Source organism: Limnohabitans sp. DM1 (assembly GCF_001269385.1).
Taxonomy (GTDB): Bacteria; Pseudomonadota; Gammaproteobacteria; order Burkholderiales; family Burkholderiaceae_C; genus Limnohabitans_A.
Genome location: NZ_CXOO01000046.1, coordinates 1 through 25,559, shown reverse-complemented (window position 1 = coordinate 25,559; position 25,559 = coordinate 1). Strand labels below are relative to the sequence as shown.

Below are 25,559 nucleotides of genomic sequence, written 5' to 3'. Positions count from 1 at the left end.
CCAAGATGACCGTCAAACGCACGGCCAGGGCGTGGTCCTACAAAGAGCAGTTGCGTGAGATCCTTGATCGAAAGCAGATCAACGTTGTGCGAACCATGCTGGATCACTGGTGCACATGCGTGATGCGCTCCAAGGTCGAACCGATGAAGGACGTTGCCAAGATGATCCGCGCTCATATGGAAGGCATCGTGGCCTGGGCGCAGACACGCCAGACCAACGGATTCCTCGAAGCCATCAACGGTTTGTTCCAGGCATCCAAGCGTCGTGCGCGTGGGTTTACGCGAATCACAACGATCAAGACTGTCATCTTCTTGATCGCCGGGAGACTCGACTTCCACGCTATCAATCCTCATGCTGGGCAACCCACTTGAAATTCATCAGAGCCAAAAAAACAGACAGCTTCAGTTCGCTGCCTGTTTTTTTCAGTCAGATCAATTGGCCACCCACACCTTGGGGAGGTGTTGACAACCGACTGAAATCAGCCGCGAAGCAAAGCCAAGACGCTTTGCGGCAATTGGTTGGCCTGCGCCAACATGGCACTGCCAGCTTGCGACAAGATTTGCGATCGCGACAAGTTCGCGGTTTCTTGTGCAAAGTCAGCATCCATGATTCGGCTGCGCGCAGCAGCCTGGTTCTCTGTGCTGATTTGCAAGTATGAAATAGCGGACTCAAAGCGACTTTGCGAGGCAGCTAAGACAGAGCGTTCATCTGAAACCTTGCTGATCGCGGTATCAATCTTGTCAATCACCGCCAACACCTCCACTGAGCTTCCTGTGATAACAGCCCTGTTAGAACCAGCGATATCGGCGCCAGCAACTGCTTTCAAATCATCTTGGGCCGTCATGTTGGTGGTTGTCACCGTAATTTGGTTTTCTGCAGATGTGTTCGCACCGACTTGGAAAATTTGTGCGCCGGCATCGGAACCCATGATTTTTCGGCCATTGAATGTGGTGGATGCAAATACACGTTGCACCTCTTTGGCCAGCTCACCAAATTCAGAGTCCAGCGAAGATTTATCTGAAGTGGAGTTGGTGGCATTGGCCGACTGAACAGCCAATTCCCGCATGCGCTGCAAAATTTCCCCGGTTTTGCCCAAAGCCCCCTCAGCCGTTTGCGACATGGAGATGCCGTCATTGGCGTTGCGCATGGCCACATTCATGCCGCGCACTTGAGAGGTCATGCGCTCAGCGATGGACAAGCCCGCCGCGTCGTCTTTGGCGCTGTTGACACGCAAGCCCGAAGACAATCTGGCCATGGAAACTGCCAGTGAATTTTGGGTATTGGCCAAACTGCGCTGTGCATTCAAGGATGGGATATTGGTGTTGATGGTTGAAGCCATTTGGATCTCCTATTGAAAAAAATGAAACGGATGAAGCGCTCAAAAAAAGACAAACTCGCCTTTTTGAAATTGAAAAGTTCATCTGCTTCTGAGTTTTTTATCGGTCAACTGAAGATCAGAATTTAGGCTTTGAAGAAAATAAACAAGCAGTTTTTACTTGCTGCCTGATTTTTGAGGGCCGGCGCGTGTCAAGGTAGTTGTCGCCTGAGTCATGCAGCTTTGAGCTGAGTATGTTGGTCAGAAATGGCCAGCTTGACCACCTCGTCACGTTCAGGGTTGAGGGTGACCGAGTCAATCAGAGACCAGTCTCGCGTGGCACCTGACCAGCGTGCCGGATGACGAGCCTTCGCTTTGGTGTACACCTCATGGCGAGCGGCCAGGATGGCCTGATCTTGGCCGCTGTGGCGTTGCTCTGGGCTGACGTAGCGAATACCGCTGTGGCGGTGATCGACGTTGTACCAATGCACGAACTCAGCGGCCCAGATGCGCGCTTGTTCTAGTGACTCAAAGCCCTGCACAGGAAACTCTGGGCGGTATTTGGCCGTGCGAAACAGTGCTTCGGAGAATGCGTTGTCGTCGCTGACTCGCGGGCGCGAGTACGACGGCTTGACGCCCAGCCAGTTGAGCATGGTCAGTACCGTGGTGGCCTTGAGCGTGGAGCCATTGTCACCATGCAGTACGGGCTTGCTGTCCCAGGCCGCGATGCCCTCGGCCAGCGCGGTACGCCGCACAAGGTGCACCGCATGCTCGGAATCATCGCGCTCGTGCACCTCAGCGCCCACGATCTTGCGACTGAACAAGTCCAAGATCAGGTACAGGTAAAACCAGCGCCCCATCACCTTGGTGGGGAGGTACGTCATGTCCCAACACCAGACCTGTCCCGGTGCAGTGGCGATGTGCGTGGTCGGTGGTTTGGTGGTCTTGGGCGCTTTGGCGCGTCCACGGCGCGCGTTCTGCCCTGCGGCCTTGAGCGCGCGCGCCATGCTGGACTCGCTGCCCAGATAAATGCCCTCGTCAGCAAGCATGGGCACGATGCGCGCAGGCGCCACCGAGGCAAAGCGTGGCTCGTTGGCCACCGCCACCAGGGCCGCGCGCTCGGCTTCGCTTAAGGCGTGGCAGGGCATGGGTCTGACTGCCAAGGGCCTGCCATCGCCCCGCACAGCGCCGTCGGCCCCTTGGCTGGCCTTCCAGCGCTGCAAGGTGCGCAAGTCGATGCCCACGATGTCGCAGGCGGGCTGCAGCCGCGCTCCTGCGCAGTGGGCCGTGTCGATGTCTCGGGTTAGCGCTTGGCGATCTTCGAGGTCGATCATTCGTCCTCTCCCTTGTTGAAGATCGCCGCGACTTTTTTTGACAAGACCAGTAGCGCTGCAGTCTCGGCCAGTGCCCGGTCCTTGCGCAGCACTTCGCGTTCGAGTTCCTTGATACGTTTGCGGTCGGCCCGGGTGGCCTGCGCAGTGGCGGGCACATCTTGGGGGTCTGCCAGCGCGGTGGTGCAGTTCAAGCGCCACTTGACCAAATCAACCGGATACACACCGTGCTCGCGGCACCAGGCGCTCTTAGCGGCCTCGTTCATCGCAGCTGTAGTGATCACGGCCTCAAGCCGGGCACCCGCAGACCAGGGCCGAGCTCGGGCAGGTCTGGTTTGTGCTTCTTCGCGCCAACGCTCCAGGGTTGCCTCGCTCACGCCCATCTCGCGCGAGACCACCTGCAGCGGTGCGCTCTCCGGTGGCAGCAACTTGGCTACCGCTTTGTCTCTGAATGCTTGTCCATATCGAGCCATTTTGTTCTTTCATCGCCGCCCCCAGGTTCTAGGTTCTATCGAGGCGACAACTAGTCTGACACAAGGGGGGGCGGATTCAACACCGGGAAGTTGACCTCATCAAGGCAGAAGCCAATGGCAGTGCCCTGGGCACGCTGGTGAAGCGCGCCAGCCGATTGCTGATGTGGGTCAAGTTGCCCAGATCCCGCCAGCAAGCACGCTCAGTGTGTTGCAGGGTTCACAGACAAGCGGCTCAAGTTCGGTGGATTGTGCCGCGCTGACCCAAGTTGTTGGCATTCAGCCCATGGGACCAAGCTGGAAGCAATACTTTGAGTTGTTTTTCAATTTGTGCTTTTTGTTGCCACAAATGGCTTTGTTGAAGCTTCAATTGGTCAATGACACGCTCTAAAGTGGACAGCTTATCTTTGAGTTGAACAGTTGCATCACCATCAAGCTCAGACCTGTGCCATTTTGTGATGATCTGACTTAAGGCCTCTGATGCCTGGAGCAGCAACAGAGGATCAGCCTTGCGCAGTGCACAGGCGCTTTCACCCACTAAACCATTCACTGCGGCAAAAAAATCAATCTCTTGCTTCAATCTTGCCTCGGCAATTGTTCGCTTATACCTGCAAGCAGCCTATCGGCAATCACCTCTGGGTTGATCCGAAAAGTGCCATTTTGAAGCTCGGCTCGAACGGATTCGACCTTGGTCATATTCACTACGCCGACAAGACCGTCCACATAGGCCATGGACTGGGCAGCACGGGACAAAGAGACCACCAAACTTTGGGTTTCGGCGGGGGTTTTGCCACTTCCAGCCACCTCGACTTTGCTCTCGGTCTTGCTGGTGGGCAAACTGCTCGTCGCGTAAGCATCTGACAGTGGGGGGATTTTCATGATTTCTCCAAGTGACTTGCGCCATCATGCCCCTTTATCGGCCATGCGCAGCCTTAATTTAGGTTTTTTTGGACGGTTTGAACAACATTCAAAAAGACACCCAGACTGTGCGCTCGTCCACCACCTTGCCTGTCACGATCCGACCGTTGTCCAAGCGCACACGAACTTGCTCCCCCAATTTCCCTGGACTCAAAGATTGTCCTTCACTTGCCAATTCAAACCCAGGGGCCTTGAGCAGCAACTTGACTTTGGTGCCTGCTGCAAAAGTAGGGGGTGCCTTGAGCATCGATTCCCGCAAGGCCTCGCCCAAAGACACATTGCGTGACAAGCTTTTGCCAAGCCACTCCTGACTGGCCAGCACGATCGGAGAAGCGTTGGCGGCCCAATCCACCTCAGCTTCTTGAATGTGATCAGATGTGAGTAAGGTGCCCGCAGGCAAGTTGCTGACCAACGTCAATGCCGGGCCATAGGCCTTGACAGTGATGGGCATAAAGACTTGCCAACGGGCATCTTGCGAAGCACAGCGCAAGCCGATGCGCGAGCGCCCCCACAGCACCGTGCCAGCGGGCATAAACGGTTCGACCTTTTGACAGGGGCTCAAGCTCAGTCTGGTATCCAACTGGCCGATTTGAATTTCCATCCGCAAGTTGTTAGGAAGTTTTGTTTTGCTTGTTTGCAATTCGGACTCGATCCAGCTTTTCGTCAACACACGCCAGTCATTTTCTGTTTGTGCCGTGCTCATGCAAGCATACAAACCAAAGGCAGCCATGGTGGTCATTTTGTACATCCAATTCAAGGCGAATTCCTCTAGGTTTTCATGAGACAAGTTGGCACACAAGATGGTGCTGTCGAGCTATTGATCCGGCCCTGTGAAGTTTGCAGGGTAACTTCAATCTTGCAACTTGTGGCCGCTAGCCCTGCTGGTGATCAGACGCGTGTGGACCACAGGCTTTTCGCTTGGCTGGCAAGCTCCCACAAAATCCTCACAACTGACAACACACGGCTCAGACTTCATCGGGCCAAATCTATAAGCAGTGACGGCGCAAAAAATTCAAACTTCAGCGTGCCGAATCAATAAGACCCCGGAAATATAGACCGTCATCAGGCATTGAAAGGTTTGAACTGAAGGAGAAAAACCGATTTATTCAAAGCAATGAAACCCTCAAAAATTGTGAAACTAAAAGGCAACGAGGAGTTGAACATGCTTGCACAAATGATGAAAAATCTGGACTTCCAAGGCCAAGCCTTGGTGCTTCGCTCGCAAAGGCAACAGGTCCTAGCATCCAACATTGCCAACGCCGACACTCCCGGTTATGTCGGTCGTGAATTCAATTTCACGCAAAAACTGATGGAGGCCATTGGCCAGGGTGCAGCACCAGGCGCGGGCGTGCAGTCAACCCATGCGGCCCACATGCCCATGCGGACCCAAGGGCTGAGCACGCAAGAGCTCTACGCCATGCCCAGCCAGAGCAGTGCAGACAAAAACACCGTTGACATGGACCGCGAGCGTGCCAGTTTTTCTGACAACGCATTGCATTACGAAGCCAGTTTGCGCTTCATCAATGGACAAGTCCGAACTTTGTTGAGTGCCATCCAAGGGCAATGACTCTCCAGGAGAACCATCATGTCCATGCTTTCAATTTTTCAAGTCTCCAGCAGCGCCATCAGTGCACAGTCGCAGCGCCTGAACGTGGTGGCCAGCAACTTGGCCAATGCCGATGCCGTGGCGGGCCCAGATGGGCAAGCCTACAAGGCGCGTCAAGTGGTGTTTCAGTCGATTCCCATGGGTTCTGACGCCAAGGTGGGCGTGCAAGTCAGCGACATTGTTCAAAGCAATGAACCAAGCCGAAGGAACCACCAACCTAATCACCCCAGCGCAGATGCCCAGGGCATGGTGACCTACTCCAATGTGAATCCCATCGAAGAGATGGTCAACATGATTTCAGCCTCGCGGGCCTATCAAAACAACGTCGAAGTCATGAATACGGCCAAAACCTTGCTCCTCAAAACTCTGCAAATGGGTCAATGAAATTTTTCCAAAAGAGCACACCATGAATGCCAGCGTCTCCAGCCTCAATTCAAGCACGCCTGTTGCCAAAAATATGGCGACCAGTTCAGCACAAAGCGGCGCCGAAATGCAGGACCGTTTTTTAAAACTGTTGGTGGCACAGCTGAACAACCAAGACCCCATGAATCCGATGGACAACGCGCAGATGACATCCCAAATGGCGCAGATCAACACGGTCACGGGCATCCAGAAAATGCAGCAAAGCATTGAGCTGATGACAGGGCAAATGCAGGCCTCACAAAGTCTGCACGGTCTGCAGATGATCGGCCGTGACGTCCTGGTCAATGGCGATCGCCTGTCTGCGCAAGCTTCGGGCGTATCGAGAGGTGCATTTGAGCTTGCCAGCAGCGCGGAGCAAGTTCAATTAGAGGTTTTCAACGCCGTCGGCCAAAAAATGGGGAGCAAAGATTTGGGACCATTGAGTTCGGGACGACAAGACTTTTCCATCAACAGCAGTGACTTCTCTCAAGGCACCCATTTCAAAATCAAAGCCAGTCAATTGGGGCAGCCGGTTCAAGCCAACACGATGGCCTATGACAAAGTGGTCTCGACCGCGAACAGCACGCCAGCGGGTTTGTCGTTCAAGCTGCAAAACAGCGGCGAAGTGAGCTATTCACAAATCAAGTCGGTTTTTTAATTTCTACTAGTGAAGGAGTCATTCATGGGCTTTCAATACGGTTTGTCTGGCATGAATGCGGCCAGCAAAAATCTCGATGTCATTGGAAACAACGTGGCCAACGCCAACACCACGGGTTTTAAATCATCTCGCACCGATTTCACGCAAATGGTGGGTTCGGCCGTGGGTTCAAGCAGCAACATGTTCAGCGGGCAAGGTGTATCAGTGGGCGCCATTTCTCAGCAATTCTTGCAAGGCAATGTCTCTGCCACCGGCAACGCGCTGGATGTCGCTATCAATGGCAATGGATTTTTGCAATTGGAATTGGCCGACACCAGCACTGCTTACACCCGTGCGGGGAATTTGCAAATTGACAAAGATGGGCAACTCGTGAACCGACAGGGTGCCAAGGTCATGGGCTTCAAAACCGACCCGGCCACTGGGGATGTCATCAGCCGTAAACCCTCAGCCATCACTGTGCCCATTGACAAAGGCATTGTGGGACAGAAAACTTCGGCCATCACGGCCAAAGTCAATCTCGACGCGGCTGCGTCTTCGTATGAAGCAGCCACCAACACACCGTCATACACCACCTACAGCTCTTCCTTCGATGTCTACAACAGTCAAGGTGAAGCCACTCCGGTGAACTTGTATTTTGTCAAATCGGACCCAGCAATCCCCAACTCCTGGGAAGTTCACTATCAGGTTGACAATTCCACCCCATTTGCAATTGCTGCTGGTAATTTGCTGAGCACGGTCACTTTCAACAATGATGGATCGTTTAAAACAGCAACACCTCCCGTGTCTACCATTCCTTTCAAAGAAGCAGACGAAACAACCGTCATCCATGCAACGGTTGACCTGAAAGGACTGACCCAGTTCGCCTCTCGATTTTCCGTCAGCAAGCTGAGCCAAGATGGCTACGCTTCAGGCGATTTGAACAGCGTGTCGATTGAGCCCGATGGCACCGTCTATGCGCGATACTCCAACGGCAAGAGTCAGTCGCAAGGACAATTGGTCTTGGCCAAATTCAACAATGCACAAGGGCTGGTCTCAACCGTGGGCGGTAATTGGATAGAGACTCCCTCGTCGGGAAAACCCGTCACAGGCACGCCCAGCAGCGAGAATTTTGGCAGCCTTCAATCGGGCTCTTTGGAAGAATCCAACGTGGACCTGACGGCAGAGTTGGTCAGCATGATGACGGCTCAGCGCGCGTATCAAGCCAACGCACAAACGCTCAAGACGCAAGACCAAGTCATGTCCACTTTGGTCAATTTGCGTTGATGGATCCGACACAAAAAGTCTCACCATGGACCGTTTGATCTACACCGCCATGTCAGGCGCCAACGCCGCTATGCAAAGGCAAAGCGTGCTGGCCAACAATTTGGCCAATGTTTCCACGCCTGGTTTTCGCTCTGAATTGTCCACTTACCGTTCAATTCCCTTAGAAGGTGAGCGCACTGGCACGCGTGTTTTTGCACTCGAAACCACAGCGGGTTACGCGGACACACCCGGCTTTGCGCAATCGACGGGCAACCCCCTTGATGCGATGGCCAAAGGGGGCGCTTGGTTTGCTGTCCAAGGCCTTGACGGTGTAGAGGCCTACACGCGAGCTGGCGCCATGAATGTGAATTCAGAAGGTGTCTTGGTCAATGCCCAAGGTCTGCCCATGCTTGACGATTCGGGGGCACCGCTGAATATTCCGGCCCATGCAGAACCCAGCATCGGCACCGATGGGACTGTGACGGCCAAAGTTGAAGGCCAAGCTGGCGTTGTGGTGGGTCGGCTCAAACTGGCCACCCCAGAGCCCGAGCAGCGATTGCTTCGAGGTGCAGATGGTTTATTCAGAATGCCAGATGGAGGATCTTTGCCAGCTGACGCCACGGCACGCATGGCGTCTGGTGTGCTCGAAGGCTCCAATGTGAACGCTGTAGAAGCCATGGTCGGAATGATTCATGCAGCCCGCCAATTTGAGATGCAAATGCGGCTCTTGCAAAACGCAGAAACCAACGACAAAAGTGCCGCCAATTTGCTGGGCCTAGCTTGATATTTTGGGACACAACAGGATGACGTCATGATCAATGCACTATGGATTGCCAAAACCGGCATGCAGGCGCAGCAAAACCAGTTGGACATCATTTCCAACAATCTGGCCAACGTTTCAACCAACGGCTACAAGCGCGCCAACGCCATTTTTGAAGACTTGATGTACCAGAATATGCGACAAGTGGGCGCCAGCAGCAGCCAACAAAGCCAGTTGCCCACAGGTCTGCAAGTGGGCTTGGGGGTGCGCACTGTGGCGACACAGCGTTCATTCACGCAAGGCAGCTTGCAGCAGACGGGCAACAACATGGACATGGCCATCAATGGACAAGGATTTTTCCAGATCACCATGCCCGATGGCACCAACGCCTACACCCGCGATGGTGCTTTTCAAGTTGACCCATTGGGCCGCTTGGTCACTTCTTCAGGTTTTGCCTTGAGTGACAACATCAACATTCCCGCCAACGCAAAGGGGGTGACCATTTCCACTGATGGCGTGGTCTCGGTCACACAGGCGAACTCAGCAGCGATGGTGAATGTAGGCACCATCAATTTGGTGGGCTTCATGAATCCTGCAGGCTTGGAGCCAAGAGGACAGAACCTTTACAGCGAATCTGCCTCTTCAGGCGCACCTGTTGTCAGTGCTGCGGGCACCAACGGATTGGGCAGTGTGATGCAAGGGTATGTGGAAGGCTCGAATGTGAATGTGGTGCAAGAACTCGTGGCCATGATACAAACCCAGCGCTCCTATGAAATGAATTCCAAAGCCATTCAAACTGCGGATCAAATGCTGCAAAAACTGGGGCAACTTTGATGCTTCAAAGAAGCACTTTGATTGGGGTTTTGTTATCCATGATATGCGTGACAGGCTGCGAAACATTGCGCCAATCTCCCAAGGTCGCCTTGGTAGATCCCAGTCAGTACGCCAATGCCACAGCCAAGACTTTGCAAGTGCCTGCGCCAAGCACGCCGAATGGAAGTTTGTTTTTGACATCCAGTTATCGCCCTGCTTTTGAGAGCTACCGCGCACGCCTGGTCGGCGACATCATGACCATTGAAATCATGGAAAACGTCAATGCCAAACAATCATCATCTTCCAGCGTTAACCGCAGTACCGCCTTGAACGCCAGTGTGACTGCATTGCCGTTGCTGGGCACAGCTTTGAATACTCAACTCAGCACAGGCGTCAAGTCAGGACAAAATTTTGCTGGCAAGGGGGGCACTGTAAGCGAGAACAATTTCAGCGGCACCATCACTGCCACCGTGGTCGATGTTTTGCCCAACGGACATTTGGTTTTATACGGCGAAAAACAAATGGGCCTGAATGAAAATGTAGAAGTCCTCAAATTCTCTGGCACGGTAGACCCACGCAGCATTCGCACAGGCAATGTCATCAGTTCTGCACAAGTGGCCAATGCGCGAATTGCTTCTGGAAGTTTAGGCGCTCAAGGTGACGCGCAAGCCATGGGCTGGCTGTCGCGCATCTTCATGAAATATCTCCCGTTTTGATGCGCCCATCGCAAAATCAGATGGCCACCTTATGTTGAAAAAATTAAATGTTTCACTGATCTGTTTGCTGCTGGCAAGCGCAGTGGCCCCCTTGCTCGGTCATGCACAACAAACACGCATCAAAGAGATCGCCTCGGTCCAAGGCGTTCGAAGCAATCATCTGACAGGTTATGGCATCGTCATAGGTTTGGACGGCACAGGCGATCAAACCACTCAAATGCCCTATACCTCTCAAAGCATTTCAAACTATTTAAAGCAACAAGGCATTGGCCTTCCAAGCGGTGGTGGCACCGCGCCACAAATGCGCAACATCGCCTCGGTCATTGTGACCGCCAAATTACCCGCCTTTGCCGAACCTGGCCAACTTGTGGACGTGGTGGTCTCCTCCATTGGCAATGCCAAATCGTTGAAGGGTGGGACCTTGATTTCTACGCCTCTCAAAGGTGCTGATGGCGAAATTTATGCCCTGGCGCAAGGCAATGTGATTGTGGGTGGATCTGGGGCATCACAAGCAGGCAGCCGCGTTCAGATCAATCAATTGAGTGTGGGGCGTGTTGTAGATGGCGCGCAGATTGAACGCAGTGTGACCACATCGTTGTTGCAAGGCCCTTTTATTCAGTTGGCACTCAATTCGTCAGATTTTCAAACAGCACGCAAAGTCACGGATGCCATCAACACACATTTTGGTACGGGTAAAGCACGAGCCTTGAGTGGCCGCAGTGTTCAGGTGGATGCGCCAGCAGATGCCAACGAGCGTGTCAGTTTTTTGGCTGATTTGGAAGAAATCAAGTTTGAGGCCAGTTTGCCAACGGCTATGGTGGTGATCAACGCCCGCACGGGCGCCATTGTCTTCAATCAATCGGTCACTTTAGGGCCATGTGCCATTGCGCATGGCAATCTCACCATCACCGTCAGCTCAACCCCTGTGATCAGCCAGCCTGGGGCCTTGTCTTCGGGGTCAACGGTGATCAAAGAAAAAGCCAATATTCAAGTGAGAGAGGGTGAGGGAATTCTGATGTACATCGGAGCAGCCCCAAAGCTGGAAGATGTGGTGCGGGCCATCAACTTGATGGGGGCGACCACGCAAGACTTACTGCACATCTTAGAAGCCATGAAGGCTGCTGGTGCCTTGTTGGCCGAATTGGTGGTGCAATAACATGGCACCCTCATCCATGACGCGCAGCCCTTCTCTGGCCATCGATGTCAAATCGCTGGGCACTTTGAAGTTGGAGGCCAAGCGCAAAGACCCGGCCGCCATTGCGCAGGCGGCCAAAGAGTTTGAATCCTTGTTCATGCGTGAACTCATCAAAAGCATGCGGCAAGCCACCATGCGTTCAGGCTTGCTTGACAGCCAAGCTGGTGACATGAGCGCAGACTTGCTCGACCAACAGTTGGCGCAGGCCATGTCGGGCCTGCCCGGCGGGCTTTCAGAGATCATTGCCCGGCAATTGAGCAAGCAAGTCACAAGCGCTGAAAAACCATTGGCTGCGTACACACCCACTCAATCGCTCGGTGTCAAGACAGTGCCGCCCAAAGCAGCTGACTTTGTCAGTCAACACCAGCAGGCCGCTGACAAGGTATCGCAGGCCAGCGGCATTCCAGCACCCTTTATGTTGGGTCAAGCGGGTCTGGAAAGCGGTTGGGGTCAACATGAAATTCGCCACAAAGATGGCACCAGCGCATTCAATTTATTTGGCATCAAAGCCGATAAAGGCTGGAAGGGAAAAGTCGCAGAAGTCATGACCACCGAATACATTCAAAATCAAGCCGTCAAGGTCGTGGCACGTTTTCGGGCCTATGACTCTTATGCCGATTCATTCAAAGACTACGCCAAATTGATCACCGGATCGGCCCGCTATGCCCAAGCTACTGGCAATATGCACAACGCACAAGCGTATGCCGCCCATTTGCAGCAAGCTGGCTATGCCACCGATCCGCAGTACGCCCTCAAACTCAGTCGTGCCATTGCCATGTCCATGCGCACACAACACATCAAAGGCAAGGCCACATGAGCGGATTACTCAGCATTGGCATGAGCGCATTGAACGCTAATTCTGCGACCTTGCAGACCATTAGCCACAACATTGCCAACGTCAACACAGCCGGTTATTCCCGCCAGACAGTGCGCCTTGAAAGTGCCCCTGGTCAAGTGGGAATGGGGAGCTCTATCGGGCGCGGTGTGAATATCGCAGGCGTCGAGCGGGTTTACAGTGATTTTTTAAGTGCTCAGCTCAACACCACACTCGCACAGCAGGCTGCTGACGCAAGTCGTGCTGAAAAACTGGGCATTTTGGAAATGCATTTTCCCAACGGCTCTGCGGGCATTGGAATGGCCATTGGGGACATGCTCAATGCATTTTCATATGTTGTCGCAGCGCCCAATGACATGACCGCACGCACCGGTGTGCTCGCGGGGGCGAAAAGCGTTGCCGATCGCATGCGTGCAAGCCATTCAGAGATCACGGATTTGGCTATCAGCACCCGAGCTGAACTGCACGGTAAAGCCAAGCAGGCCAATACACTGCTTGAACATATTGCCGCTTTGAATGAGCAAATCACACGTACTCAAAACAGCGGGCAGCCAAGCAACGATTTGCTAGACAGTCGAGAGCAATATGTCCTGGAACTTAACGAATACATTCAAACGACGCAGTTGATGCAGGACGATGGTTCATTGTCCGTGTTCGTGGCCCATCAAGCCGTCGTTCAAGGATCGAAAGCGGGTTCGATCTCCATAGTCTCCGACGCTCAGGATGCATCGCTCAGTCGCTTGCAGTTGCAAAATGGCAGCACTTTGCGCATGCTGGACGACTCCATCATAGTGGGCGGCCAGCTCAAAGGCTTGCTTGAGTTTGAGCAAACCGATTTGTCTCTGGCCAAAAACCTGATGGGACGTTTGACCATGGCGTTGGGCTTGGCGGTGAACCAACAGCATAGGGCTGGGTGGGACTTTGAAGGCAAGCCTGGCCAGGCAATGTTTTCAATCCCGACGCAAGTTGCTGGGCTCAGTGTGGATGGCGCGCAGGGGCATGTCCTGTTCACAGATCCTGCCAAGTTCACTGCCTCCAACTATGTTGTTCAAATGGACAGTGCCGGTACTGGGGGTCATGTCATCCGCCAAATTGACGGGCAGAAAACTGCTTTCAATGACACCACTGATCTTGCCCTGAAGACGATTGATGGCTTGACATTCAAGCTCACGACTCCAGCCCTTGGTGCCAGTCAGCGCATGCTGTTCAAGCCTTTCGCAGATGCCGCTGGCAGCATCCAATCGCTTCTGACTTCACCGCTCACCGTGGCTGCCGCCTCTGCGGATCCCGCATCAGGCCATGGCACGCCAACTCAAATGCCTGCAAATTCAGGCAATGCCAAAGCACTCCTAGATTTGCGCGATGCCAAACTGCTCGATGGCGGGCGTTTGACAGATGCCCATGCCACTGCAGTGTCTCAAATAGGCCTCAGGGTGCAAAGTGTTCAATTCTCTGCAGATGCATCGCAAAGCATGGCTGCCAACATGCGTGCGCAAAAAGCCAGCGTGTCAGGCGTGAATTTAGACGAAGAAGCCGCTCGCTTGATGCAATTCCAGCAGGCCTATCAAGCCAGCGCCAAAATTTTGCAAGTGGCGCAGCGTGTCATGGACACCTTGCTGCAAGAGTTAGGGCAGTGATTTTGGAACACAAACTTTTTGCACTCATTTAAAACCATGAACCCGATCAGCAGCCGCAATGGCACAAACAACAGCAACGAAACCATGCTGGCACAACTGGCCGTTCGCAAGGCCAGCTTGGATCAGTCGCAGCAGGCGATATCGACGGGCAAGCGCATCAACAAAGTCAGCGATGACCCGGTAGGTGCGGCGCAAGCCGAACGTGCCATGACTCGCATTGAAAGAATCAAAGTTGAGCTTCGCGCCATGGACCTCCAGCGCAGCAACATGACTTTGGCTGAAAGCACTTTAGGCGAAGGCATCGAAGATTTGCAGCGAGTCCGTGAGTTGTTGGTGACCGCAGGCAATGCCTCGCTAGACAAACCGCAGCGAGCTGGAATCGTCCAAGAAATTCAAAGTCTTCGCCACAGATTGTTGCAACTGGCCAATCGGCAAGACAACAATGGCATGGCACTTTTTGGTGGACTGGGCAGTGTGGCAACACCTTTTGTGGAGGATGGCACAGGCACCGTCAGTTTTGTAGGCGTTGCTGGTCTGCCTGCCACCAGCGATGACCGTTTGCCTATGGCACTCGACGGGCAAAGCGCATTCATGTTCACACCGGACCATGGTCCAAACGCAAGCATCTTCAAAGCCATGGACACGGCCATTGCAGCTTTACAAGGACCTGCCAACAACCAGACCACATTGGCTGCATTGAGTGGGGCCATCACCCAAGGGATCAAGGACATCGACACAGGCTTGACGCAGTTACAGTCAGCAAGGGGCCAAGCGGGTGAATTTTTGAATCAATCCGATCGCATGGAGCGCTTGCTCAATGCCCGGCATGATCAGTCTGAATCAGATCGCAGCCGCGTACAAGACTTGGACATGGCTCAAGCCATCAGCCAGATGCAGTCCCATCAAATCGCATACGAAATTTCCTTAAAAACGTATGCACAATCTCAACAATTGTCCTTGTTCAATTTTTTGAAATGATTCAAAAATTGTCTTCAACTTTACTGGTCAAAAGTTAGACGTCAGAACGGAATATCGTCATCCATGTCGTCAAAGTTGCTGGCCGCTGGCTTGGGTGCCGCAGCGGGTCTCTGGGCCGGGGCGGCTGCCGGACGCGCTGCCGGGGCTGACTGACGTGGGGCGTAACCGCTGCCTTCGTCACCACCCGAAGGACCGCCCATGCCTTGGCGACCACCGAGCATCTGCATGGTTTCGCCACGGATTTCGGTGGCAAATTTTTCGATGCCGTCCTTGTCGGTGTACTTGCGGGTGCGCAAGCTGCCTTCGACATAGACCTGGCTGCCTTTTTTCAGGTACTGACCTGCGATTTCGGCCAGCTTGCCAAAAAAGCTGATGCGGTGCCACTCGGTAGCTTCCTTCATCTCGCCGGTAGCCTTGTCCTTATAGCGGTCGGTGGTGGCGACGTTGATGTTGCTGACAGCATCGCCAGAGGGCAGGTAGCGGGTTTCGGGATCGCGGCCCAGATTGCCGACGATGATGACTTTGTTGACGGATGCCATGAAAACTCCTCGATGAAGGGTGAATTATGCGGCCTTATGAGGCCGCCTGAACAGGCGCACGGCCACTTACAGCCACCGACGGCGTCTGCATGGGCAAGGCCACCAACAGCCAAGCCAGCATGGCTGTTGCACAACACAAAAATAGCGCCGGGCTGCCAAAACTCTTGACCAACCAGCCGCCCAGCCAACCGCCGACGAAAAACCCCAAAGACTGCAGCGTGTTGTAGACCCCCATGGCGGTGCCACGCACTTCGGCGGGCGCCAGGCGCGAGGCCATGCTGGGTTGTGTGGCCTCCAACACGTTAAATCCCGTGAAAAACACGAACATCAACGCCGCCATGGGCCACAAGCGGGCCGAAGCCGACGATTGCAGCAACAAACCCAGCTGCACCAGCGCAATCAGTGCAATGGCCGACAAGAATACTTTTTTCAGGTGACCGCGCCGCTCCATGGCAAAGACACCACCCATCAACACAAAAGAGCCCAGTACTGCAGGCAAATACACATGCCAATGGTCTGCCTTGGGCAAGCCAGCTTGCACCAGCATGGCAGGCACCGCCACCCACATGGCCAGCTGCACGGCATGCAGCAAAAACACCCCAAAGTTCAGCCGCAGCAAGCCAACATGCCGCAGCACGGCTTTCAGGCTACCCCGCCCTTTGGCCGCGACAGGCGTGGGCGCCGCAGGAACGCCCCAAACCACCATGGCCATCCCCAGCAGTGCCAGCACCCCCGTGAGCCCAAACAGGCCGGACAAACCGATGGCGGCGGTCAAAACGGGCGCCACCACCAAGGACAGCGCAAACATCAGACCGATGCTGGCCCCGACCATGGCCATGGCTTTGGTGCGCACCTCGTCGCGTGTCAAATCGGCCAGCAAGGCAGTCACCGCCGCCGACACCGCCCCGGCGCCCTGCAAACTGCGGCCCAGCAGCAAACCGGTCAGGTCAGTGGCGCCAGCCGCCCAAAAACTGCCCAAGGCAAAGATCACCAGCCCCAGCGCAATCACGCGCTTGCGCCCGAATCGGTCCGACGCCATGCCAAAAGGCAGCTGCAAAAAACCCTGCGTCAGCCCATAAATGCCCATGGCCAGCCCCAGCAAGGCCGGGTCTTCACCGCCCGGGTACTTGCGCGCTTCCAGAGCAAAAACGGGTAAAATCAGAAACAAGCCCAGCATGCGCAAGGCAAAAATCGACGCCAGCGTGGCGCTGGCGCGGCGCTCCAAGGGCGTCATCGCAGTGGATGGCGACGAAACAACGGTAGAAATGACTGGTGATGGGGTCACAGGAACAAGAAAGGGCGCGAATTTGGAAAAGCGGTGATTGTCCCTGATTGGCGACTCCACCTGTCAAAAACAAGACTGACGGGGATAATCAAAGGTTTTGCCGACTGAGCCTCATTCCGTGATTTCAGACCCGAATTTTTCACTGCCCGACAACGAGAACGACCGCTATCTGGGTGCTGCCCTGCGGCAGACCCACATCAGCGTGCGGGGCGCGCGCACCCACAACCTGAAAAACATCGACCTGGACATCCCGCGCAACCAGCTGGTGGTGATCACCGGGCTGTCGGGCTCGGGCAAGTCCAGCTTGGCCTTTGACACGCTGTACGCCGAAGGCCAGCGCCGCTATGTGGAAAGCCTGTCGGCCTATGCGCGGCAGTTTTTGCAACTGATGGACAAGCCCGATGTGGACCTGATTGAAGGCCTGTCGCCCGCGATTTCCATCGAGCAAAAAGCCACCAGCCACAACCCCCGCTCCACCGTGGGCACGGTGACGGAAATCCACGACTACCTGCGCTTGCTGTATGCCCGCGCAGGCACGCCCTACTGCCCCGACCACAATCTGCCGCTGCAAGCGCAAACCGTGAGCCAGATGGTGGACGCCGTGTTGGCCCTGCCCGAAGACACCAAACTCATGATCCTCGCGCCCATTGCGCGTGAGAAAAAAGGCGAGTTTGAAAAGGTGTTTGAGCAAATGCAGGCCCTGGGCTATGTGCGCTTTCGCATCAATGGCCAGACGGTGGAAGTGGAAGACCTGCCCACCCTCAAGAAAACCGAGAAGCACAACATCGACGTGGTGGTGGACCGCATCAAAGTCCGCTCAGAAGAAGATGCCAAAGCCCGCGACGCCTTGCGCCAGCGCCTGGCCGAAAGCTTTGAGGCAGCGCTGCACCTGGCCGAGCACCGCGCTGTGGCGCTGGAGATGGATACGGGCAAAGAGCACCTGTTCAACGCCAAGTTCTCCTGCCCGGTGTGCACTTATTCCATCAGCGAGCTAGAGCCAAGGCTGTTCTCCTTCAACTCACCCATGGGCGCTTGCCCGACGTGCGATGGCATTGGCAGCATGGCGTTTTTTGACCCGGAGCGGGTGGTGGCCTTCCCTTCGCTCAGTTTGGCCAGTGGTGCCATCAAGGGCTGGGACCGACGCAACGGCTTTTACTTCAGCATGCTCGAAAGCCTGGCCAAGCATTACCAGTTTGACATCGAAACGCCGTTTGAAAAACTCGCGCCCATCCACCAGCAGGTCTTGCTCCACGGCTCGGGGCTGGAAGAGATCAAGTTCAGCTACACGATGGAGTCAGGCGCCTCACAGGGCAAGAAGGTCAGCAAGAAGCACCCGTTTGAGGGGATCATCCCCAACATGACACGGCGCTACCGCGAGACCGACTCCGCCGTGGTGCGCGAAGACCTGGCGCGCTACCGCAACATGCAGGCCTGCACAAGCTGCCGCGGCACCCGTTTGCGGCGCGAGGCCCGCCATGTGCGCATTGGCGAAGGCGCACAAGCACGCGCCATTTACGAAATCAGCCACATCACCCTGGGCGAGTCGCAGCAGTACTTTCAGGGCCTGAAAATGCACGGCGCCAAGGCCGAGATCGCCGACAAGGTGGTGCGCGAAATTGCACTGCGCCTGAAGTTTTTGAACGACGTGGGCCTGAATTATTTGAGCCTGGACCGCAGCGCCGACACGCTTTCGGGCGGGGAATCCCAACGGATCCGCCTGGCCAGCCAGATCGGGTCAGGGCTCACGGGCGTGATGTATGTGCTGGACGAGCCCAGCATCGGCTTGCACCAGCGCGACAACGACCGCCTGATCGGCACGCTGCAACACCTGCGCGACATTGGCAACAGCGTGCTGGTGGTCGAGCACGACGAAGACATGATCCGCGTGGCCGACCACGTCATCGACATGGGGCCGGGCGCGGGCGTGCACGGTGGGCGCGTGATGGCGCAAGGCACTTGCGCCGACATCCTGGCTGCGCCCGATTCGGTCACCGGCCAGTACATGTCGGGCCGCAAGAAAATCGAGATCCCCAAGCGCCACAAGGCGGGCAAGGACTTCATCGAGATTATCGGAGCCAGTGGCAATAACCTGAAAAACGTGAACGTGAAGTTCCCCGTGGGGCTGCTGACCTGCGTGACTGGCGTGTCGGGCTCAGGCAAATCCACCCTGGTGAACGACACGCTGTACACCGCCGCCGCCCACCAGATCCACCGTGCGCATGACGAAGCAGCCGCCCACGAAGAGATCAAAGGGCTGGAGCATTTCGACAAGGTCATCAACGTCGACCAGTCGCCGATTGGCCGCACGCCTCGCAGCAACCCCGCCACCTACACGGGCCTGTTCACCCACATCCGCGAACTGATGGCCGAAGTGCCTGCTGCACGCGAGCGCGGTTACGGCCCGGGGCGTTTCAGCTTCAACGTGACCGGTGGCCGCTGCGAAGCCTGCCAGGGCGACGGCATGGTCAAAGTGGAGATGCACTTTTTACCCGATGTGTACGTGCCCTGCGACGTCTGCCACGGCATGCGCTACAACCGCGAAACGCTGGAGGTGCAATACAAGGGCCAGAACATCGCGCAGATTTTGAATATGACGGTGGAAGCCGCGCACCAGTTCTTCAGCGCCGTACCCAACATTGCGCGCAAACTGCAAACCCTGCTCGACGTGGGCCTGACCTACATTCGCCTCGGCCAAAGCGCCACGACCTTGTCGGGAGGCGAGGCGCAGCGCGTCAAGCTCGCGCTCGAATTGTCCAAGCGCGACACGGGCCGCACGCTGTACATCTTGGACGAACCGACCACCGGCCTGCACTTTGCCGACATAGATTTGTTACTCAAGGTGCTGCACCAGCTGCGCGACGCGGGCAACACCATCGTCATCATCGAACACAATCTGGACGTCATCAAAACCGCCGACTGGTTGATTGACATGGGCCCCGAAGGGGGTGCTGGCGGCGGCACGGTGGTGGGGGTGGGGACGCCGGAGCAGCTGGCCAAAAACAAGGCGAGCTTCACGGGCCACTATTTGGCGCGTTTGCTCAAGGAGTAAGAAATGGACGACATGAAAATGATTTGGCGTGATTCACTCGAATCCGTGGACTGGAGCGAACTGTCTGCCTTGTATCTGGCTGCCCCACTTGGAATCAAACCAGCCAAAAACCTGAAAACTGTGTTCAGCAACAGCATGTTTCGATGCTTTGCATACGACAATGAACGTTTGGTTGGTGCCGGTCGTGTTTTGGCGGACGGAACAGACTGCGCTTACCTCTGCGATGTAGCAGTTTTACCCAGTTATCAAGGTACGGGGCTCGGCAAAGCCATCGTTCGTCGGCTGGTAGCGCTCTCACAAGGCCACCAAAAAATCATTCTTTACGCAGTCCCCGGAAAAGAAGACTTTTACCGCGGACTGGGCTTTCATTCAATGAATACGGCCATGGCGATTTTCAAAGACGAAGCCGCTGCCATTGCCAAGGGCTACATCGCTGATCGGTAGCACCACATTGAACACCCGCAGTGTGATGTAAGCCGTGTCTTAACCCCGATTCAACCTCATCTCAAAACCTACAACCACCTATGAAAACCGTCATCCGTGCATTCTTCAGAACCCTTCGCATCGTGCTTGGCCCCGTCATGCTGCTCAAAGAGCGCCTGACCCAACCGGCTGGCGTGCAACGCGCACCCGCCGAGCAAGCCGCTGTCGATCAGCAATGCCAAAGCCTGGCGCTGTACCAGTTCAGCACCTGCCCGTTTTGCATCAAGGTGCGCCAGGAAATGCGTCGCCTGTCCTTGCCCATTGAAAAACGCGACGCGCAGCACAACACAGGCAACCGCCATGAATTGCTGAAAGGCAGCGGGGCCAGCAAAGTACCTTGCCTGAAGATCACCGAGGCCAATGGCCAAACCCGGTGGCTGCAGGACTCGGGCGCGATCGTGGCCTATTTGCGTGAGCGCTTTGCAGCGCCTCATGATCCAGCACGCTGAAGTCTGAAATGATTTGCACGGTCAACCCGTAGGTCGGCGGCTTTAAAACCGACAAGCAGCCTGCGCCCAAGCTAGCCATGCAAGCTGTGCGTGCGCGTGGTCGATGTGTTTGGTTTTGAGGCCGAAGTGGTCGCATCCATTTGATGCCGTGCAGCCATGAACGCCACCGGATGGCGAGCCTCAGCGCTTCAAATTCCTGTAGAAATTCTCATGCGGCCCCATGGCTTCCAAGTAGACCAAGCGCACAGTGTCTTCCCGGGTGTAGCCCAGCAGATAGAGCTGACCTTGGCTGCGAAACTTGTAGACCCAGAGCTGGTCCAGATCGCCTTTTTTACGCTCACCCACGTCAGGATTTTCGACCACCGCATCCACCGCCGCATCGGTGTCGGCAATCAGGCTGATTTGGGTCAGTTTTTTGTAAACGCGGGCAAACCGCCGCGTTTGCTGCACCTGCCCACTCATGCCTGCGAGCTGGCTCGGCTTCGAGGGACAAATGAGGAGCTGTCTTCTCGCGGCTCGGCCAGACTCATCAAGCTTTCGGCAATGAAAGATGCAGGCAAATCGGGGTTATCCAAGGCAGCGCGTCCCACTTTGGCCCAGAACTCAACCTGCCCCTGCACGGTGCGAAATTCCGCTTTGGCAGCCACGCGGGCCGCGCCAACCAAAGACTCGTCAATGCGCATGGAAACGGTGGTCATGGTGTGCCTTTCATCATTTACCACAATTGTAGTTAGACAGCACGCCATCCACAAGCCATTTATTTCTGACCGCAGTGTGCCGGTACAAAGTTGACGTCAACGGACAACTGCCCATAAGGCCTGCGCCGAGTACCTCGGCTGCGCCTCACCCCTAAAATGCAAACCTATGTTCGAACAAACCTTTAAGAATATCGATGACATCCTGCACAAAGACGCGGGGTGCACCAGCGAGCTGGACTACACCGAGCAATCCTCTTGGCTGCTGTTTTTGAAGTACCTCGACGCCCTCGAAGCCGACAAAGCCACCGAGGCGGTGCTGGAGGGGCGTGACTACCAATTCATCTTGAGCGAGCCCTACCGCTGGGCCGCATGGGCCGCCCCCAAAGGAGCAGACGGCAAGATCGACCACAACGCCGCCATGACGGGCGACGACCTCAAAGGCTTCGTCAACGCCAAACTGTTTCCGTATCTGGCGGGCTTCAAGCAACGCGCCAGCGGGCCGCAGACCATCGAATACAAAATCGGTGAAGTCTTTGGCGAGATCACCAACAAAATCCAAAGCGGCTACAACCTGCGCGACGTGATCGACCGCATCGACGAACTGCGCTTTGGCAGCCAAGCCCAAAAGCACGAGCTGTCACACCTGTACGAAGCCAAGATCAAAAACATGGGCAACGCCGGGCGCAACGGCGGCGAATACTACACACCGCGCCCACTGATCCGCGCCATGATCGACGTGGTTCAACCACAGATTGGCGAACGCATTTACGACGCGGCTTGCGGATCGGCAGGCTTCTTGTGCGAAGCCTTTGCGTATCTGAGCCCCAAAGCCACCAAGGCCGACGACCTGGACACGCTGCAAAAGCGCACCTTTTACGGCAAAGAGAAAAAGAGCCTGGCCTACGTGATCGGCATCATGAACATGATCCTGCACGGCATCGAGGCGCCCAACATCGTGCACACCAACACGCTGGGCGAAAACATCAACGACATCCAAGAGCGCGACCGCTTTGATGTCATCCTGGCCAACCCGCCCTTTGGCGGCAAAGAGCGCAAAGAGGTGCAGCAAAACTTCCCCATCAAAACCGGGGAAACCGCCTTCCTGTTCATGCAGCACTTCATCAAAAGCCTGCGTGCCGGGGGCCGTGCGGCGGTGGTCATCAAAAACACATTCCTCAGCAACACCGACAACGCCAGCGTGGCCCTGCGCAAACAGCTGCTGACGGATTGCAACCTGCACACCGTGCTCGACTGCCCCGGCGGCACCTTTCAGGGCGCGGGCGTCAAAACCGTGGTGCTGTTCTTCACCAAAGGCGAGCCCACCCGCCAGACCTGGTTCTATCAGCTCGACCCCGGCCGCAACATGGGCAAAACCAACCCGCTCAACGACGCGGACCTGGTGGAGTTTGTGCAGCTGCAAAAGAGCTTTGTCGACTCGCCCAAAAGCTGGAGCGTGGCCGCTGAGAGCGTGAACCTGGACACCTTTGACCTGTCGGTGAAAAACCCGAACGGCGGCGAAGAAGTGGTGCACCGCAGCCCGGCGGACATCCTCGATGAGATCGCGGAGCTGGATGCCGAGGCGGCGGAGGTGTTGGGGAATATTCGGGGGTTGTTGGCGTGAAGGCGGGGTGGACAACAAAGCCGCTTGACGAGGCTTGCACATTCATCAATGGACTCTGGAAAGGTGAAAAAGCGCCACTAAAAATGGTCGGCGTCATTCGCAACACCAATTTCACCAAAGACGGCACACTCGATGACTCCGATATTGCGTTCATTGAAGTCGAAGCCAAGAAGTTTGAGAAACGCAAACTAAGCCCTGGCGACATCATTCTTGAGAAGTCAGGTGGCGGCCCAAAGCAGCCCGTTGGACGCGTCGTGCTTTTTGACAAATCAGAAGGCGACTATTCGTTCAGCAACTTCACGGCCGCCATCCGAGTCAAATCTGCCAGCGAAGTCGACTCAAGATTTTTGCAAAAATTCTTGCACTGGACATACCTGTCTGGAGTTACTGAAGGCATGCAGTCAAACTCGACAGGCATTAGAAATTTAGATGGAGACAGATACAAGGCCATTCAAATCAGCTATCCCGGCATCGAAGAACAACGCCGCATCGTCACCCTCCTCGACGAAGCCTTTGTCGACATCGCCACCGCCAAAGCCAACGCCGAAAAGAACCTCCAAAACGCTGAAGCCCTTTTTCAAAGTCAGCTCACAACACTTTTCAATCGACGCACCAAAAACGTCACTCACACAACACTCGGCCAAGCCACTGGTGGCATTTTCACTGGCCCGTTCGGCTCGCTTCTGCACAAACAGGATTACATCGAAAACGGCATTCCTTTGGTCAACCCAGCGCACATCAGCCAGAACGGCATTGAGCCGGATTACAGAAAAACCGTTTCAGGTGAAACAGCCAAACGACTGGCCAACTACATCATGCGGACGGGCGACATCGTGATTGGTCGCAGAGGCGAAATGGGACGCTGCGCCTTGGTCACCGATGCAGAAGACGGGTGGCTATGCGGCACCGGCAGCTTCTTCATCAAGCCATCCTCTCGTTGTGATGCAGGCTATCTGGTTCACTTGCTGCGCTCAGACCAATGCAAACAACAACTGGAAAACATTGCGGGTGGTGCCGTCATGCCAAACCTGAGCAACACCGATCTGAGCAACTTTGCGCTTGAACTACCGCCCGTCGAAGATCAAAAACAAATCGTTGCTGAAATTGAAGAAGCCAAAGAATCGGTTGAGCGACTGAAATCCATCTACCGCCAAAAACTCACCGCCCTCGACGACCTCAAAAAATCCCTGCTGCACCAAGCCTTCAGCGGGCAGTTGACGCAGTAGGTTCAAATTTAAGCACACTGTCACCCGCAGAAAATCCACGCTGTCCAAATAAATTAGGATGACGACCATGGCCAAAAGCAATTTGTTAAAGACCCAAGACGTCACCTTTCTGGACTTGATCGGTAACGGCAAGAAATACCGTGTACCTTCGTTTCAACGCGACTACGCTTGGGAAGAGGAACAGTGGGAAGACCTGTGGAACGACATTCAGGAGTTGCTGAATGCGCCACGAAGCTTCCATTACATGGGCGCTTTGGTGGTCGAGGCCGTCACGGACCGTGAATTCCAGATCATTGACGGCCAGCAACGTGTTGCGACACTGAGTGTGTTGGCCTTGGCGGTGATCGACCGTCTCTTGAATTTACCCGGTGATGAAGCCACAAACACAGCCAATGCCGAACGAGCGACCGAGCTGCGCCAACTGTTCATAGGCCGGAAAGACCCCGCGTCTCTGATGCAAAGCAGCAAGCTGTTCCTCAACGATACCGATGATGGGTTTTATCAAGACTATCTGGTTCAACTGCGCAAGCCAAACAACCCGCGTGGACTGCCAAAGTCCAATCGGATGCTGTGGCAATGTTTTGGATGGTTCCAAAAGCGGCTTGCAGACTCCGGATTGGAGGGTGAGGCCCTTGCTCGCCTGCTGTCTGACACGGTGGCGCGGCAACTGCTGTTCATCCTGATCACGGTCGAAGATGACATCAGCGCTTACACCGTGTTCGAAACACTCAATGCCCGAGGGCTGGAGTTGTCGTCTACCGATCTGCTGAAAAACTGGCTCTGATGAATTTCAAGTGGGTTGCCCAGCATGAGGATTGATAGCGTGGAAGTCGAGTCTCCCGGCGATCAAGAAGATGACAGTCTTGATCGTTGTGATTCGCGTAAACCCACGCGCACGACGCTTGGATGCCTGGAACAAACCGTTGATGGCTTCGAGGAATCCGTTGGTCTGGCGTGTCTGCGCCCAGGCCACGATGCCTTCCATATGAGCGCGGATCATCTTGGCAACGTCCTTCATCGGTTCGACCTTGGAGCGCATCACGCATGTGCACCAGTGATCCAGCATGGTTCGCACAACGTTGATCTGCTTTCGATCAAGGATCTCACGCAACTGCTCTTTGTAGGACCACGCCCTGGCCGTGCGTTTGACGGTCATCTTGGCCATCAACGCATCCAGTTCAGCTGCCGCCTCCGGTTTGAGCTTGGCTGTGTCTTTGAGCAAAGTCCAGCGCATGCCCTTGAGAGACTTGTCGGTCTTCTGCTCGATCCGGCGCATCTTGTCCACTGCAGTGCTTGCGTGACCGATGATGTGAAACTTGTCAAACGTGATCCG

The 25,559-nt window shown here is 55.3% G+C and carries 28 protein-coding genes; 18 read left to right on the top strand and 10 right to left on the bottom strand.

Annotation, left to right across the window (positions count from 1 at the left end; genetic code table 11):
• On the top strand, positions 1 to 371 hold a 371-nt coding region (locus AMM33_RS17180; protein ID WP_194945529.1), incomplete at its 5' end, for a transposase.
• Positions 372 to 478: 107 nt separating this feature from the next.
• Here AMM33_RS17180 and AMM33_RS17175 read toward each other — a convergent pair.
• The 5 genes from AMM33_RS17175 to flgA form a co-directional block, all read right to left on the bottom strand.
• A complete protein-coding gene (locus AMM33_RS17175; RefSeq protein ID WP_090142503.1) occupies positions 479 to 1,339 on the bottom strand; it encodes a flagellin N-terminal helical domain-containing protein in 861 nt (286 codons plus the stop codon).
• 209 nt (positions 1,340 to 1,548) lie between these two features.
• Positions 1,549 to 3,119 (bottom strand): IS3 family transposase gene (locus AMM33_RS17170; protein WP_090142502.1). Its coding sequence is split into 2 segments (ribosomal slippage): positions 1,549 to 2,681 and positions 2,681 to 3,119, totalling 1,572 coding nucleotides; the frame shifts between segments, so codons are not numbered across the junction.
• 232 nt (positions 3,120 to 3,351) lie between these two features.
• On the bottom strand, positions 3,352 to 3,696 hold the full coding sequence (locus tag AMM33_RS17165) for a hypothetical protein (RefSeq protein ID WP_090142501.1): 345 nt from the start codon (positions 3,694 to 3,696) through the stop codon (positions 3,352 to 3,354).
• Complete coding sequence (flgM, locus tag AMM33_RS17160) at positions 3,693 to 3,995, bottom strand: flagellar biosynthesis anti-sigma factor FlgM (protein WP_090142500.1); 303 nt, start codon at positions 3,993 to 3,995, stop codon at positions 3,693 to 3,695. Before flgM ends, AMM33_RS17165 begins: the two co-directional genes overlap by 4 nt.
• Positions 3,996 to 4,083: 88 nt before the next feature.
• Complete coding sequence (flgA, locus tag AMM33_RS17155; protein WP_255350707.1) at positions 4,084 to 4,737, bottom strand: flagellar basal body P-ring formation chaperone FlgA; 654 nt, start codon at positions 4,735 to 4,737, stop codon at positions 4,084 to 4,086.
• A 459-nt stretch (positions 4,738 to 5,196) separates the two neighbouring features.
• On the opposite strand from flgA, the gene flgB reads away from it, so the two are divergent.
• From flgB to flgL, 11 genes are read left to right on the top strand one after another with little or no spacing between them, the layout of a single operon-like run.
• On the top strand, positions 5,197 to 5,601 hold the full coding sequence (gene flgB / locus AMM33_RS17150; RefSeq protein ID WP_090142507.1) for a flagellar basal body rod protein FlgB: 405 nt from the start codon (positions 5,197 to 5,199) through the stop codon (positions 5,599 to 5,601).
• Positions 5,602 to 5,619: 18 nt separating this feature from the next.
• Positions 5,620 to 6,024: a flagellar basal body rod protein FlgC gene (flgC, locus tag AMM33_RS17145; protein ID WP_090142498.1), complete on the top strand. Its 405-nt coding sequence runs from the start codon at positions 5,620 to 5,622 to the stop codon at positions 6,022 to 6,024.
• Positions 6,025 to 6,046: 22 nt separating this feature from the next.
• Positions 6,047 to 6,700, top strand: a complete 654-nt coding sequence (locus AMM33_RS17140; RefSeq protein WP_090142497.1) for a flagellar hook assembly protein FlgD — start codon at positions 6,047 to 6,049, stop codon at positions 6,698 to 6,700.
• Between the two features lie 24 nt (positions 6,701 to 6,724).
• The gene (gene flgE, locus AMM33_RS17135) at positions 6,725 to 7,963 is read left to right on the top strand and encodes a flagellar hook protein FlgE (RefSeq protein ID WP_090142496.1); all 1,239 of its coding nucleotides are present in this window, start codon (positions 6,725 to 6,727) and stop codon (positions 7,961 to 7,963) included.
• 25 nt (positions 7,964 to 7,988) lie between these two features.
• Positions 7,989 to 8,726, top strand: coding sequence for a flagellar basal-body rod protein FlgF (gene flgF / locus AMM33_RS17130; RefSeq protein ID WP_090142495.1), 738 nt, complete (start codon positions 7,989 to 7,991; stop codon positions 8,724 to 8,726).
• A gap of 27 nt (positions 8,727 to 8,753) precedes the next feature.
• Positions 8,754 to 9,536 carry a flagellar basal-body rod protein FlgG gene (gene flgG / locus AMM33_RS17125; RefSeq protein ID WP_090142494.1) on the top strand — a complete coding sequence of 261 codons (783 nt, stop codon included), beginning with the start codon at positions 8,754 to 8,756 and terminating at the stop codon, positions 9,534 to 9,536.
• Positions 9,536 to 10,231 (top strand): flagellar basal body L-ring protein FlgH, encoded by a 696-nt coding sequence (locus AMM33_RS17120; protein WP_090142493.1) that lies wholly within the window; start codon positions 9,536 to 9,538, stop codon positions 10,229 to 10,231. Before flgG ends, AMM33_RS17120 begins: the two co-directional genes overlap by 1 nt.
• Before the next feature lie 31 nt (positions 10,232 to 10,262).
• Positions 10,263 to 11,387 carry a flagellar basal body P-ring protein FlgI gene (locus tag AMM33_RS17115; RefSeq protein WP_090142492.1) on the top strand — a complete coding sequence of 375 codons (1,125 nt, stop codon included), beginning with the start codon at positions 10,263 to 10,265 and terminating at the stop codon, positions 11,385 to 11,387.
• Position 11,388: 1 nt separating this feature from the next.
• Positions 11,389 to 12,243, top strand: a complete 855-nt coding sequence (flgJ, locus tag AMM33_RS17110; RefSeq protein WP_090142491.1) for a flagellar assembly peptidoglycan hydrolase FlgJ — start codon at positions 11,389 to 11,391, stop codon at positions 12,241 to 12,243.
• The gene (flgK, locus tag AMM33_RS17105; RefSeq protein WP_090142490.1) at positions 12,240 to 13,898 is read left to right on the top strand and encodes a flagellar hook-associated protein FlgK; all 1,659 of its coding nucleotides are present in this window, start codon (positions 12,240 to 12,242) and stop codon (positions 13,896 to 13,898) included. The genes flgJ and flgK overlap by 4 nt, the downstream gene beginning before the upstream one ends.
• A 36-nt stretch (positions 13,899 to 13,934) precedes the next feature.
• Positions 13,935 to 14,876, top strand: coding sequence for a flagellar hook-associated protein FlgL (gene flgL / locus AMM33_RS17100; RefSeq protein WP_090142489.1), 942 nt, complete (start codon positions 13,935 to 13,937; stop codon positions 14,874 to 14,876).
• 41 nt (positions 14,877 to 14,917) lie between these two features.
• On the opposite strand, the gene ssb is transcribed toward flgL, so the two are convergent.
• The gene (ssb, locus tag AMM33_RS17095; protein ID WP_090142488.1) at positions 14,918 to 15,415 is read right to left on the bottom strand and encodes a single-stranded DNA-binding protein; all 498 of its coding nucleotides are present in this window, start codon (positions 15,413 to 15,415) and stop codon (positions 14,918 to 14,920) included.
• Between the two features lie 34 nt (positions 15,416 to 15,449).
• Entirely contained in the window at positions 15,450 to 16,649 is a 1,200-nt protein-coding gene (locus AMM33_RS17090) for an MFS transporter (protein WP_090142487.1), read from the bottom strand.
• Between the two features lie 169 nt (positions 16,650 to 16,818).
• Between AMM33_RS17090 and uvrA the strand changes: the two genes are divergently transcribed.
• From uvrA to AMM33_RS17075, 3 genes are all read left to right on the top strand, one after another.
• Positions 16,819 to 19,749, top strand: coding sequence for an excinuclease ABC subunit UvrA (gene uvrA / locus AMM33_RS17085; RefSeq protein ID WP_369802469.1), 2,931 nt, complete (start codon positions 16,819 to 16,821; stop codon positions 19,747 to 19,749).
• Positions 19,750 to 19,752: 3 nt separating this feature from the next.
• Positions 19,753 to 20,193, top strand: coding sequence for a GNAT family N-acetyltransferase (locus AMM33_RS17080; RefSeq protein ID WP_369802468.1), 441 nt, complete (start codon positions 19,753 to 19,755; stop codon positions 20,191 to 20,193).
• 80 nt (positions 20,194 to 20,273) lie between these two features.
• Positions 20,274 to 20,681, top strand: coding sequence for a glutaredoxin family protein (locus tag AMM33_RS17075; protein ID WP_090142486.1), 408 nt, complete (start codon positions 20,274 to 20,276; stop codon positions 20,679 to 20,681).
• A 180-nt stretch (positions 20,682 to 20,861) separates the two neighbouring features.
• On the opposite strand, the gene AMM33_RS17070 is transcribed toward AMM33_RS17075, so the two are convergent.
• Both AMM33_RS17070 and AMM33_RS17065 read right to left on the bottom strand, forming a co-directional pair.
• Positions 20,862 to 21,143, bottom strand: coding sequence for a type II toxin-antitoxin system RelE/ParE family toxin (locus AMM33_RS17070; protein ID WP_090142485.1), 282 nt, complete (start codon positions 21,141 to 21,143; stop codon positions 20,862 to 20,864).
• A complete protein-coding gene (locus AMM33_RS17065; protein ID WP_090142484.1) occupies positions 21,140 to 21,379 on the bottom strand; it encodes a ParD-like family protein in 240 nt (79 codons plus the stop codon). Before AMM33_RS17065 ends, AMM33_RS17070 begins: the two co-directional genes overlap by 4 nt.
• 166 nt (positions 21,380 to 21,545) lie before the next feature.
• On the opposite strand from AMM33_RS17065, the gene AMM33_RS17060 reads away from it, so the two are divergent.
• From AMM33_RS17060 to AMM33_RS17050, 3 genes are all read left to right on the top strand, one after another.
• Positions 21,546 to 23,000, top strand: coding sequence for a class I SAM-dependent DNA methyltransferase (locus AMM33_RS17060; protein WP_090142483.1), 1,455 nt, complete (start codon positions 21,546 to 21,548; stop codon positions 22,998 to 23,000).
• Positions 22,997 to 24,226: a restriction endonuclease subunit S gene (locus AMM33_RS17055; RefSeq protein WP_090142482.1), complete on the top strand. Its 1,230-nt coding sequence runs from the start codon at positions 22,997 to 22,999 to the stop codon at positions 24,224 to 24,226. Before AMM33_RS17060 ends, AMM33_RS17055 begins: the two co-directional genes overlap by 4 nt.
• Before the next feature lie 67 nt (positions 24,227 to 24,293).
• Positions 24,294 to 25,010 carry a DUF262 domain-containing protein gene (locus AMM33_RS17050; protein WP_090142504.1) on the top strand — a complete coding sequence of 239 codons (717 nt, stop codon included), beginning with the start codon at positions 24,294 to 24,296 and terminating at the stop codon, positions 25,008 to 25,010.
• Positions 25,011 to 25,016: 6 nt separating this feature from the next.
• Here AMM33_RS17050 and AMM33_RS17045 read toward each other — a convergent pair.
• Positions 25,017 to 25,559 (bottom strand): transposase (locus AMM33_RS17045; RefSeq protein WP_194945527.1); only part of this gene is annotated, 543 nt, incomplete at its 5' end.